The 12,436-nt window shown below is 30.0% G+C and carries 10 protein-coding genes and 3 pseudogenes; all 13 read right to left on the reverse strand.

Annotated elements, in window-relative coordinates; genetic code table 11:
- A pseudogene (locus CCAND38_RS11390) lies at positions 1–1,431 on the reverse strand (hypothetical protein); the annotation flags it as partial.
- Between the two features lie 9 nt (positions 1,432–1,440).
- On the reverse strand, positions 1,441–2,364 hold the full coding sequence (locus tag CCAND38_RS08145; RefSeq protein ID WP_042344776.1) for an RIO2 family protein: 924 nt from the start codon (positions 2,362–2,364) through the stop codon (positions 1,441–1,443).
- 6 nt (positions 2,365–2,370) lie between these two features.
- Entirely contained in the window at positions 2,371–3,975 is a 1,605-nt protein-coding gene (locus tag CCAND38_RS08150; protein ID WP_042344777.1) for a protein phosphatase 2C domain-containing protein, read from the reverse strand.
- Positions 3,976–4,228: 253 nt separating this feature from the next.
- Positions 4,229–4,426, reverse strand: a complete 198-nt coding sequence (locus CCAND38_RS08155) for a hypothetical protein (RefSeq protein ID WP_156129788.1) — start codon at positions 4,424–4,426, stop codon at positions 4,229–4,231.
- Positions 4,427–4,692: 266 nt separating this feature from the next.
- Complete coding sequence (locus CCAND38_RS08160; protein ID WP_042344780.1) at positions 4,693–5,652, reverse strand: VWA domain-containing protein; 960 nt, start codon at positions 5,650–5,652, stop codon at positions 4,693–4,695.
- 33 nt (positions 5,653–5,685) lie between these two features.
- Entirely contained in the window at positions 5,686–5,916 is a 231-nt protein-coding gene (locus CCAND38_RS08165) for a hypothetical protein (RefSeq protein ID WP_013997363.1), read from the reverse strand.
- 52 nt (positions 5,917–5,968) lie between these two features.
- Positions 5,969–6,505, reverse strand: a complete 537-nt coding sequence (locus CCAND38_RS08170; RefSeq protein WP_042344781.1) for a hypothetical protein — start codon at positions 6,503–6,505, stop codon at positions 5,969–5,971.
- Entirely contained in the window at positions 6,502–6,795 is a 294-nt protein-coding gene (locus CCAND38_RS08175; RefSeq protein ID WP_013997361.1) for a hypothetical protein, read from the reverse strand. The genes CCAND38_RS08170 and CCAND38_RS08175 overlap by 4 nt, the downstream gene beginning before the upstream one ends.
- Before the next feature lie 9 nt (positions 6,796–6,804).
- Positions 6,805–7,119, reverse strand: coding sequence for a hypothetical protein (locus CCAND38_RS08180; RefSeq protein WP_041913596.1), 315 nt, complete (start codon positions 7,117–7,119; stop codon positions 6,805–6,807).
- A gap of 7 nt (positions 7,120–7,126) precedes the next feature.
- Entirely contained in the window at positions 7,127–7,447 is a 321-nt protein-coding gene (locus CCAND38_RS08185; protein WP_126321268.1) for a hypothetical protein, read from the reverse strand.
- Positions 7,448–7,478: 31 nt separating this feature from the next.
- On the reverse strand, positions 7,479–11,036 hold the full coding sequence (locus CCAND38_RS08190; RefSeq protein WP_042344782.1) for an FtsK/SpoIIIE domain-containing protein: 3,558 nt from the start codon (positions 11,034–11,036) through the stop codon (positions 7,479–7,481).
- Positions 11,037–11,943: 907 nt separating this feature from the next.
- Positions 11,944–12,090: pseudogene (locus CCAND38_RS12195) on the reverse strand (IS1380 family transposase); the annotation flags it as partial.
- A 58-nt stretch (positions 12,091–12,148) separates the two neighbouring features.
- Positions 12,149–12,436 (reverse strand): annotated as a pseudogene (locus tag CCAND38_RS11655) (IS4 family transposase); the annotation flags it as partial.

Raw genomic sequence — 12,436 nt, forward strand, 5'->3', positions numbered from 1 at the left:
CTCAGCTAAATTAAGTTGAGCATCTACATTTTCTTGTTCAGCGGCTTTTCTGTACCATTTTACTGCTTCATTGTAATCTTTTGAAATTCCAATTCCACTATAATACGCTTGTCCTAAATCATATTGTGCTCCAGAATGACCTTTGTTAGCTGATTCAAGAAATAGCTCAAAAGCCTTTTCGTGTTCATTTTTAAGTGAATGTAACACAGCTTGTTCGTATAGAGCTTGTGTATCATAAGCCTTTTCGTGTTCATTTTTATGTGAATGTGACACAGGTTGTTCGTATAGAGCCTCTGCATCAGTATCATAAGTCTTTTCGTGTTCGTTTTTATATGAATGTGACACAGCTTGTTCGTATAGAGCCTCTGCTTCATAAGCCCATTCATAAATTTTGTTTCCAAAAACATACATCAAAATTAAAGAAACTGCCGCTACTAACCAACCTTTATATTTTCGTTTTTTAGGTGGTGTTGGTGGCACCGGTGGCGGCGGTATTGAAATTGGTGGTTCTATTGGCTTGTTAGTAATTGATTTTTTATTAAAATCCACGGAAATAATTTCCTGTGTTGGAAAAAGTACTGTTTTGATATAGTCTTCTAACACTCCATATTCCAATGGTTTTTGGTGTAAACCTTCAAATGAAAAAGCTGAGATAAAACAATTTTTAGTTTTTGATTCATCTAATTGCAAAAGATATTTAGGCACTTGTTTTCGAGTTTCAGCAGCAAGAAAATCACTTGATTTTAGATGATCCATAAAATATCTAAGCTGTCCCATAAAAATCAACAACTCCAAAACATTGATTGTATCTCCTTTTAGATAATCTCTCACCAATGGAAACGAATAGCCAAACGTGTCTTTATACCAAAAAGATGCTATAGCATTTTTGTAATTTCTATTAATCGTACCTAAAAAGTGATGATCTGCCATCGGTAAAATATCCAATGAAACAACACTATCTAAATCTATTAGATAATACCCTCCTTCATCTCCCACAAAAATATTTTTTTCAACAAAATCACTAAACCAATAACCTTGCTGTCTAATAACTTCAAATCCTTCATAAATATCTCTCAAAAACCGTTGAATATCTAATTTTAGCACATCGTGTTTCATTACCTCTTCAAGGGTTCTACCTGAAATGGCTTCTTGAAAAAGGTAATAAACCGTTTTGTCATTTTCACGCGTTTCAACGAGGTCATAAATCATTGGCAATGAATGAAATTTCTTTCCTTTCACTTTTTGTAGAAAGCCAAACCCTGAAATATATTTCGAAGGACTTTCCATTCTTTTTATAAAAACTTTAGTTGCTCCAAATGATTGAAATTTATAAGCATCTACGTTTTGTTTTTTCCAACCATTATTGGATTTGTTGAATGGATCAAAATCAGAATGATATTCAAATGTATGGTTATTAATATTTACATTCATAATATTACTTTACTGTTTTATTAAAATTCGTTTTTTTTTAAAATCTATCCAAATAGTTTTATGCGATGGAAAAAGTACTGTTTCATTGTAGTTTTCTAACACTTTAAATTGTAATGGTTTTTGTTGATGTAAAGCTTTAAATGAAAAGGCAGACAAAAAACAATTTTTAGTATATAATTGATTCAACACCAAAAGATATTTGGGAACTTGTTTTCGTGATTGAGCACAAAGAAATTCACTTGATTCTAAATGATCTATAAAATATCTAAGTTGTCCCATAAAAATAAACAACTCCAACGCATTGATGGTATCTCCCTTTAAATGTTCCTTCACAATCGGGAATGGATAACCAAAAGTATCTTTATACCAGAGAGAGGCAATTGCATTTTTATAATTCCGATTGATCGTTCCTAAAAAATGGTGATCTTCCATCGGTAAAATATCCAATGAAACAACACTATCTAAATCTATCAAGTAATACCATCCATTATTCCCTATAAAAATATTTTTCTCAACAAAATCACTAAACCAATACCCCTGTTTCCAAATGACTTCCAAGCCTCCATAAATATCCCGCAAAAACCGTTGAATATTTAATTTAAAAACCTTGTATTTCATCACCTCTTCAAGAGTTTGACCTGAAATAGCCTCTTGAAAGAGGTAATAAACTGTTTGGTTATTTTCTCGAGTTTCAACAAGGTCATAAATCATTGGCAATGAATGAAATTTCTTTCCTTTCACTTTTTGTAGAAAGCCAAACCCTGAAATATATTTTGAGGGGCTTTCCATTCGCTTGATAAACACATTAGTAGCTCCAAATTTTTGAAACTTATAGGCATCGACATTTTGCTTTCTCCAACTATTATTTGATTTGTTAAACGAATCATAGTCAGAGTGAAATTCAAAACGTTTATTATCAATATTTACCCACATAAATGATTAACGAAATATTTTTCTTTCTAACACTATTAAAGATTTATCGTCAAACGATTTTTGTTCTCTATTTGAAACATTTGCTATTTCAAGTTTAGGGTTTTCGACTATAAAATTTTCTGATGCTGACACTCCATCAGAGTATGCAACTAAATAATTGATTTTCTCTTTGCTGAAAAATGAAATTCTTTCTTGGTAATTGCTTGCCTGCAAACTCCATCCTTTTTCCTCTTTTTTAAGCATCAAAAACAATCTGCTTGGTTTTTCGTTTTTGTCTTTTGAAGTTGAGACAATCTCTCCATTTTTTAATTCAAACGCATTTACGGTTGAATCTCCGAGGTAGAAATAGTTTAATTTTCCATTTTTTGACAAAAATCCAAAACAAACGGTCGTTGAACAATATAAACGAACGTTCTTTTGTTCATTTTCAAAAATTGATTGTCTCACTTCACTTGGAGCGTCATTGATGTTTTGTGTAAATTCAACTTTAACCTGCGACACCGCTCTGTCAAACACTTCTTTTAGCAATTCATCTGACATATTTAAACACTCACTATACTTACTAATTTTCAAAATAGATGCAATCGTATGGCTCATCTTTTGAGCTAAAACCCTACTCGAAAAAATATGTTTTTTCTCCCAAATTAAGTTTGGTGAATCACTTGTGCCATCAAAAATCCAGAAATAGGTTCCTGTGGGTGTATTATATACCCCCGAAGCATCCTCTCCTAATTCGCTATCACTTTCTTTGTCTTTTCTTGGTCCTGCCGTTACTAAAATATCAGCATTTATAAAAGTGCCATTTAACGATTCAGCAGTCAAAACGGGTGAAGCATTAACTTCTTCTAATTGCCTTGTCAGCTCTGCGTTCTTTAAAGCAATTTCTCGTAGTTTTTTTTTAGCTTCATCAGCATCGTTTTTTGAAAATAATGAATCATATTTTTGTTTATTACTTTCATAAAGACCTTCCAAGTTTGCAGTTTGCCTTACTATTTCTCTTAATTTAAATTTCATTTTTTCTGAAAATTCATCAAGATTTTTAGCCGTAAAGTTATCTCCATAATGAATTGACTGATTTTGATCAAGCACCTTTAAAATAGCATTAAATTTTTGTATCAATTCATCGAAATCTTCATTAAAACTTATATTCAGTTTATTAATAGTTTCAACAATATGTTTATGATCAGCCTGAACTTTTGATTTATCCATTTTGATTTGTTTTTTTTGTTTAAAGATGAATGCAATACTCCCCAAAAGCCCTATTCCCAGAATAGCACTGATGATTATTAAGATTATTTTTAGTATCTCTAATATCTCTAATATCTCTAATATCTCTTGTTTTGAGGTTAAGATTTTTTGTTCTAGTGCACCTAATATTTGGGTATTGAGTTTTTTAAGATAAACTTCTAAATCACCTTTTTTATGATTAACGTCTGGATATTTTTGGGTTTCGGATGCTGTACCTCCTTTAGAAGGCTTCCCCCCTCCTTCTGATGTCTGAGTAACAGTTAATGATGTAATTCCATCATTTGTGCTTACTACCGTTGTTTCTATTGCAAACCCATAAAAGCTCAATAAACTAAACAATGTGAGTATGGTTATTTTTTTCATTATTTGATTTATTTATGATTAATACATTTATTACAAAACTCTATTCTACAAGGATAAAATAAACGAAAAGCAAGATTATTAAAATCCTCTACACTATAATTATCAAAATCAATTACTTGTATTTCGTTATGCACAAAACAATCTCCTGACATTTCTTTCAATTGAGAATACCCCCAATCTTTATTTTTCCTGATGTAAACTGTAATTAACAGATTTAACATTTCTTTATATACATAACTATTAAATAGGTTTATTATTTTCTCTTTGCATTTCCCATCTGAAAATAATACACAAAAAAATCAGGAAATTGAGCATCATCTCCAGTTTCAAAATTCAATTGAGTTGACACATTAAGTGAATTTTCTTCTAATATTTTTTGAATCTTTGGAAAAACATATTGCAATGCCTGATTAATACTTGATTTCCATTTCTTGATAAATTGCTTTCTCAAGTTCATCAACATTATTGAAATTTGAAAATATTTGACTTACTTTCAAACAATCAATCCAAGCCTTTCCTTATTGTCTAAAAAAACAAACTGAATAATTTAAGAATATATAAACATTATACCATTTTACTACAAATTTTGCAATCCATCTTGCCTTGATAATTTAGAATCTTCAAAAGGTCTTTCTTCAAACATTGAATCAGAACAATCTATGAGAAAAAAACGAACACTTTCCATCTTTTACTTTATTTTATAGAATATCTTTTCATTTACTGAATAGGGTCTTTAGTGATATATGCACTTAGACATTTTTCACAAAGCCCACCTGGACCACTACTCATCCTGAAGAGATTTCTCATTCGTTTAGTGTCACTTGCTTTACTGAAATGGAAAAATTGTGTTTCTCCGTGAACTGGACAAGTTCCCATAATGGATTTCAATTGCAAATATCCCGTGTCACTTTCCGGTCCGTGAAACGCTCCCATCAATATATTGATTTTTTCACCTTTATACTCAAAATTGTTAAACGGATTTTCTTTTAAAACATTCTCTTTTGCATTTTGTGAAACATAATGTTGCCCATCGGTAAATATCAAACAACGAACATTAGGAACGGTGAAGTCATTCCCTGTTTCAAAATTAAGCATACTCATTTCCATTGGTGTCACTTTTCCTATTGAACCAAGATTTCCATTTATGAAGTTTTGAGCTGCATTAAATGCTCCTTTCAATGCCTTGTTTATGTCCGTTGCTCCTTTCATTGTTTCCATTTCTTTATACAAAGCAGCCTCTAAACTTTTAACATCTTTATATTTATCCAAAACGTTTTGAACATTCATAAAATTGATAAAAGGTTTTAGCGTATGGTCAAACAACATAACCAAAAAATAAGCATCTTCTTTTTGGTTAAGAGTTGTTGTTTCCCATATAGCACTTGCCACTTGTGCAGAAACCATTTTTGCTCTACTCATCGGCACCCCCGGAAAAACATTATCCATAAACATTGAGCCTGAACTATCAATCAACATAATGTACAAACCAACTCCTTTTATATGAAGTTTTTCAGGATTAACTGGATTATTGTCCGGTTGAGGTTTTGGTTTAACTTTTGATTCATCTTTTTCCATCAAAATTCCCTCTAATGGAGGACATTTACTACACCATAAATCTGCTGTTGGTGTGTCATAAACGTGCGATTCATTCAATGCGCAAACCCATTTCTTTGCCATATTTATTCTATTTTTATTGTTAATAATTAATGATTAAACATAATTTGACCTTTTTAATAAATCATCTACATCTTTAAAATGTTGCACAAGTTTATCTGTACACATCAGAAAGGAATCTACCAATGAAATCATATCATCTATGTGTCTTTTAAAAAACTCTGAACACTTATCATCTTTCCATTTGCTTTTTGTTTCATAGAGATAATTTTTTAATGATTTAAATTCGCTCTCTTTTTGTTTTTGAATATTATAATCTAACCACATCTAAATTTTGTTTTTTATTGTTAGTTTTTTACGATTTTTCTGCTTCTTAATCTTATTCATCTGCAGAAACTATAGCGGGTATTTCCATTGCTAAATACTCTTTAAGAAATAATGCCATTTGTTCTAATCCTATAAAGCCTATTTTATTTTGCTTGTCAAAAATTTTTTGTAATGCTTCTTCTGTTCTATATGTGCCCATTGTGCCAAACCTTCCTCTAAAAATGGCATCCCCCACATCTGTCAGTCCAACATTTCGCACTGTTTTTATCTCATCACAATGATTATTCAATGAAACTTTAAAATCATAGCTTCTACTCATAGCCTCTCTTAAACGATAAATTTCATTTTGCATTCTTTGGTATGCTTCAGGTTCTTGTCCTGACATCTGACTTTCAATAGCACTTATCCTATGTCTCATTGCTTTAATATAATTCTCAAGCCCTCGAACTCTATCCTCTATTTTACGAATATATTGCTGAATTTCATCTTCTGTATTGAACATAAATGCACAGAAATCAATTTGATAATTTCGAAGTACCGTTGCTAACTCCAAAAACCTATCCGGAGTATCTATGATTGCTTTACTCATAGCTCAATGTTGTTATATGATTTTATAAGTTCACTTAGCTCTTCCACATAGCTCCTAAAAACCTCCATAATATTAGATATGTCACTGATTTTATCTTTGTTTTCTTCAAATACCTTATATAATTTCTCAAAATTTCTATCTTGAAATCCTTGTTCATTGAGTGTAATTATACTTTCTTCCATTTCTTTGGTAGTGGAAAGTATATTTTCCTTACACTCATCAAGTGCTTTGATATGTTCATCTAATATTTTGAAATCATTGTGAACATTTTGATTTCGCCTTGCACTCATTTTGAAATTTTATTTAGGTAAATTTTTATTTTCCAAATGTTTTCGTATGAAAGGTACCCATTTAATTTGCATTGTTTTTTCCATCTGCTCTAATTCTTGTCCTAAAGGTTCTAAAAGTTTGATATATTTATCAAAGGCTACCTTATATTCTGAAAATTTTTCATCTTTCCAACCGTCTCTTTCTAATCTGTTTAGAGCCTGATTAATTTCTGAAGAATATTCATACAATGCTTTTTTGAATTGAATTAATTTTTTGTTAAACTCAAGCAAAGCATCAAGATTCACGTGAGATCCAGTTCTTGTTTTTATTTTAATACTTGCCATAATTTTATTATCTTACTGTAATATTACTTTTCTTAAATGGGTCTCCTTCTATTAATTCCCTTATATTTTCTTCAATAAATTTCAAATATTTTGAAAAATCTAACATTACTTTATCCAACTCTTCCAAATGTTTCTTATTTTCAGTAATTACCTGATAAAGCCTATCAAAGTTGGCATCTTGAAAGCCATTATTATTTAATTGTTCTGTTGAATTGATTAATTCTTTTGAAGTTTTTCTTAAATCATCTGCTAATTTATCGGTAGATTTTCTCATTTTTAAAACCTCATCAGGTTCAACTACCGCTCCGTTTCTCATTAAATGTGACATAACATAATTATATTAGTTCGTATTTTCATTTCTATTTTGTTGTTTCTGTTGATGTGAAATCATTAAAAAAATCATCAATATCAATCACTTCATCCTCTTCATCCAATTCTTTCAGTTGTTGTGATAATTTTTCTAACTCTGCTAAATTTTCATCATTCACATTCTTTGATTTTTCATAAGAATTTATTCTATTGAAAAAATCATCAATATCAATCACTTCATCTTCAGTGTCTTCAGAATTTTGTGACAATTGCATTAGATAATCTATTTCGGCTAAATTTTCATTTGATACAGAAAACTCTAATTTTTTATTTTCTACTTCTTTTTCCTCTGCCTTAATTTCTTCATTTGAAGATTCTACTCTTTTATGTATAACATCAATAATGGGTGTGTTATTCAAATATTCCTTTCCAAAATTTTTTGGGGTAAAATCATCTGAATTAATTAAATCAATGTAAGGTTTAATTTTTGGTAAAACACCTTCAAAATTAGAATTGAAATAAACAGCTCTGAACTTAGTGTGTGGCTCATCTGCTTTATATAAATGTGCCGCTTTATTATTCCCTAAAACTCCTCTTGATTCATCAGAGCTTCCTAAGTGAAAGATAATTCTATGTACAAAATTTCCGATTAAATCATTTCTTGAAATACGTCCTAAAAAACTTGGTTGCATTACCTCAACAATAGAATGCATATTATAATTATTCCCTTCCGACAATATTTTCTTAAACATTTCTGCCTGTTCTGTTTCATCATATCCCACTTTCTGCATTTTACGAGCTTTTTCTAAACCTACATAGAATACAAAAATTCTTTTTGCTTGGGTGTTATTTTGCTGACTTCTTCGTTCAACTTCGGTGTGTAAAATTTTCAACTCTTGTTCATAGTTTTCTAAATCACAAAACTTATAATCAAACGCTACAGACAATTGATTAAGTAAATGAAGTTGTAATTCCGTATTTTCTTCTTCACTCAAAAATGAAATAATCCTAATAGCAATTTCACCACTTGCAAAAGCATAACTCAAACTGGAAAGTATATTATACATTGCATTGATAGATACCGACTTATCTTTACCTGTGATTAAAATATTTTCATTGAAATTTCGTTCCAAATCCATTTTGAAATGTGTTTTGGAAATCGTTGTTGGTTCTCCTAACCAAATCGGAATTTTCCTACGAGTAATTACCTTTGTAATAGTTCTATCATTTTCATCAATAAATGTTTCCACCCTTTTTTGCTGGAATATTTCAGCATTTTTACTAAAATCTGCATTAGAAATATTATCATATACCATCTGTTGATTTTTGGCAAAGCCTCTTCGTTCTGATTCCTTGTTGATGTTTGTTAAAATAATTTCTAAATCATCATTTTCTAAAAGATAACCTTTAAAAAACTCATTATCTGATTCTGAAAGTTTAATACCTGCTTTGTAGTTCAACACACCATCTCCAATAGTTTCTACATATTTCATGGCATCGTTACCTCCACCTAAAAGATAGCTCGCAGCATCTTGACTGGATTTCAGTACAATCCGTACTGGAATTTCACTAAATAAGCTTGAAAAACTTTGTGTTCTACCGAAATTTTGTGTTGAGAAAAATAAATTGATACCCACCGCTCTGGCTTTTCTTACCAATGGTGAAATTTTAGCTACAATTTCTCTTGCCGTATCGTCGTCATCTTCAAACACAGAAGCAAATTCATCTACAATCAAAAGCGTTCGTTTGATTTTGTTGTTTGGATTTCGTTTATTATACTCCACAATATCATCGACACCAGCTTGAGTTAATAAATTCAAACGGTGGTTCATCTCATCATTTAACTCTTGTAATAAATTGAGTATCAATTCATTTTCAGCACCCATCGCAAAAAGTTTCACTTGTGGTAGTTGATACTTTCTGAATGCGTCAAAACCGACTCCATTTTTTAAATCTACTAAATAAAACTCTATCTCTTCGGGTGAATAATGCAATGCTGCTGATGTGATAAAGGTTTTTAAAAAATTGGTTTTCCCTGAACCTGTTCCACCTGACAACATCAAATGCGATTGAAAATCTTTTGTTTTCAATATGATAGTTTGTTCTCCTCGATGTGATTTGCTTTTACCTATCGGTACAGATATCAATTCAGAAGCATCACAATTAAACCATAAATTTTTATCCGTTGGAACTGTGTTTATAAATCGTTCTTTTACAATGTTTTTACTAAACTCACTATGCTTAATATTTAATGAATATACTAATTCGTGTAATTTTTTTTCATCAATTACATTGGGTACTAATTCGTGTTTTATACTCAAATAATTGGATAAATTTCCAACAAAATCTATAGTCAATACATTCGCATTTTTAGCTATACTTTCTATCCATTTTTCACTTTTCTCATTTTCATCGTTTTTGTTCCAAGTGATAATAAAATTAGTTCCATTCTTAATTCCGTTATTTATCAATCGATTAAGTTCTCTAATTTGTTGTTCATTTGTGTCATAGGATAAATTATGCACCACTTGAATATGATGAGGAGCTAATTCTTCTGCTTTATTATGTGTAATTTGGTGGTAATTATACTCACCAAGACTTAAAAAATTAGAGTTTTTAGAACTACTTGTATATTTACTAAAAACAGTGTGTAACCTATTATTACAATCGTCTAACTCCTTTTTGAAATTTGCTGAACCATGAGCTTCTTTTAAAATTTCGTGGGTAAGTGGAATTAATTCTCTAAAAATCTGCCCTAGGTCTTTTAAATCGCTTAATATCAATTGTATTTTCCCAACCTCTGTTGAAAGCAACACTCTGGAAAGCAAGTTTACTAATATATTTTTAACTTTATTTTCAGTTTTATCATCAAAAATTATTAACAGACTTTTGCTGTCGATAAAAGGTATCAAAACTTTTATTTCTCTTGAAATTTTCTCTACTACATCAGTTTCAACTCTAAATGATCCAATCTCTAACAAAGGCGAATAATTTTTACTGTCAAAAATTGAGATATTATTATATAGCTTTTCAATATTGGAAGAAATGGTCTGCCTATCAAAAAAGGCTTCTTGTTCATTCAACGATTCCTTTTCAAACTCCACTTTAACATCATCTCTCAGATTAGCACTATTATTTCTATAATTGTTGATAATTTCATTTTTTTTATTTTGAAATTCTTCCTTGATTTCAATGATTTTATCACTTGTTGTTTGTTCTAGAATATCAAGTTTAATATCTATCAAATCCTTGATTGCTTGCTTTAACTCATCAACACGCAATTGAATTTCATCCGTCATTTTACCATATTTGGTATCTCCTTTTTGAAAAATTGTTTCATACCTAAAAACTTCTGCTTGGAGTTTTTTCAACTTCAAATCTAAATCCTGTCGTTCTTGCAAATAGTTTGACTTAATCTTATTCAAAACTGTTATTTTTTCAGTATCACAAGCAGCATCTTTAACTTGAAAATCATTTTTTAATGTTTCATATTTAGCATTATACTCTTTACCTTTCTCAATCAAATCTGAAATGTCATCGTAATATCTTTCATAATTCTCTATAAAACCGGAAAAAGAAACTGGTGCTATTGTTATTTTCTTATCCATAATCTGAGTTTTTTCTTTATTTCAAACTTTCGTATTTTTTTAACTAATTATCTTTATTTTTAATTAAAAGAATAAAATTCATCCAATAGTTATTATTAGATTTATCAATTGTATTTTAAATATTTTGCTATGTCTTGACACTTACAAATACACGCATTATCAATGAGTCAGCTGAATTTTTCATAATATTTCATTCAAAAAGTTAGTTGATTAATTTACACTTCTTTGGTACAGGTCTATTAGCAAAGATTTATTATCCTCCCATCATACGGAACAAAGATAATTAAAATGTTTGGAAAACAAAAACAGTATTTTAATTAAAAAATCGGAATAACTCTTAAAAAATACGCGAACGGTCAAAAAAAGGACTTGAGTGGTAAATATTTTAATATTTATTTAACAAAATAATTTTTCTTAATACGATTAATATCGAAATTTATCTTTTAAGTCAAACACATGTTTTTTTATTTTGCACCATGGATTGATTACATATTTTTCAAGTATTGCGGACTATCGAATGATCAATAAGTGCTACCATTTACTTTCGGACATTTTATTAATAGACTTGTTTTCTTATTTAACGTGAGTTCGATATAAGAAAAATGTATAATGCATTGTTTATTAGAGTGTTTCGTTTTTAAGCAGTTTTTTTTCAGACATCTATATTTACTTTCAAAAGACTTTTTACTTGTATCTGAATCCTAATAGCTTAGAAGTTGATTATTTTTCGCAATTATATGTAGATAGAATATACAAAACACCTTTATTTACAACTCTTTATCTGTTTTATGGTGTATCTACTTAAATCGAACTCACGTTATTTAACCCAAATTATGTGATAGGATTTTTTTTCAAATCAATCGGATTATCCCATAAACCAATTTCTACGTTGTTTTGTCAAAAGCTATTCGGAGTTGATTTTAAGCGTATTATCTACTTTTTCAAAGTAGGCTCCTATGGCAAATGTTCTATATCGTAATGTTGATAATGATTTTTGAGTTTTTTCTTGCAAAACGAATATTCTAAAAATAGACATCAGATTATAAGAAATCATTTCACAGCCGTCCGAAAGTTTTTTGAAAACGACATAAAACCCCTTGTCAACCCTTTATTTACAAGGGCAGACTTGTTTGTTGTGCGGAATTATCTCTGTCAAAGAGTGTGTTTTCAGGTGGTTTTTTCACTTTTTTTACGATAGGTTTCAGTTCGTTGCAGACATAACTCAGCGTCAGATAGTGCATAAGACACACCCTTATTTTCTCGCAAAAATTACTAAATGCCGTATTTTTATCGCTATAAAATCGCTTTATCAACTCCAACAGAAGATAGCAAATCAAAGCTACATAAATCTGTGATTTCACCGCATTTTCACTCGTGCCAAGAAAAGTTTTTATCTGTAA

The sequence above is a fragment of the Capnocytophaga canis genome (assembly GCF_000827555.1).
GTDB lineage: Bacteria > Bacteroidota > Bacteroidia > Flavobacteriales > Flavobacteriaceae > Capnocytophaga > Capnocytophaga canis.

What these genes read in the sequence shown, in the direction of transcription:
- CCAND38_RS08180 (WP_041913596.1), bottom strand. Translation starts at nt 7,119, where the DNA reads ATGGCAAGTATTAAAATAAAAACAAGAACTGGATCTCACGTGAATCTT.
- CCAND38_RS08160 (WP_042344780.1), bottom strand. Translation starts at nt 5,652, where the DNA reads ATGGCAAAGAAATGGGTTTGCGCATTGAATGAATCGCACGTTTATGAC.
- CCAND38_RS08190 (WP_042344782.1), bottom strand. Translation starts at nt 11,036, where the DNA reads ATGGATAAGAAAATAACAATAGCACCAGTTTCTTTTTCCGGTTTTATA.
- CCAND38_RS08165 (WP_013997363.1), bottom strand. Translation starts at nt 5,916, where the DNA reads ATGTGGTTAGATTATAATATTCAAAAACAAAAAGAGAGCGAATTTAAA.
- CCAND38_RS08150 (WP_042344777.1), bottom strand. Translation starts at nt 3,975, where the DNA reads ATGAAAAAAATAACCATACTCACATTGTTTAGTTTATTGAGCTTTTAT.
- CCAND38_RS08145 (WP_042344776.1), bottom strand. Translation starts at nt 2,364, where the DNA reads ATGTGGGTAAATATTGATAATAAACGTTTTGAATTTCACTCTGACTAT.
- CCAND38_RS08175 (WP_013997361.1), bottom strand. Translation starts at nt 6,795, where the DNA reads ATGAGTGCAAGGCGAAATCAAAATGTTCACAATGATTTCAAAATATTA.
- CCAND38_RS08170 (WP_042344781.1), bottom strand. Translation starts at nt 6,505, where the DNA reads ATGAGTAAAGCAATCATAGATACTCCGGATAGGTTTTTGGAGTTAGCA.
- CCAND38_RS08185 (WP_126321268.1), bottom strand. Translation starts at nt 7,447, where the DNA reads ATGTCACATTTAATGAGAAACGGAGCGGTAGTTGAACCTGATGAGGTT.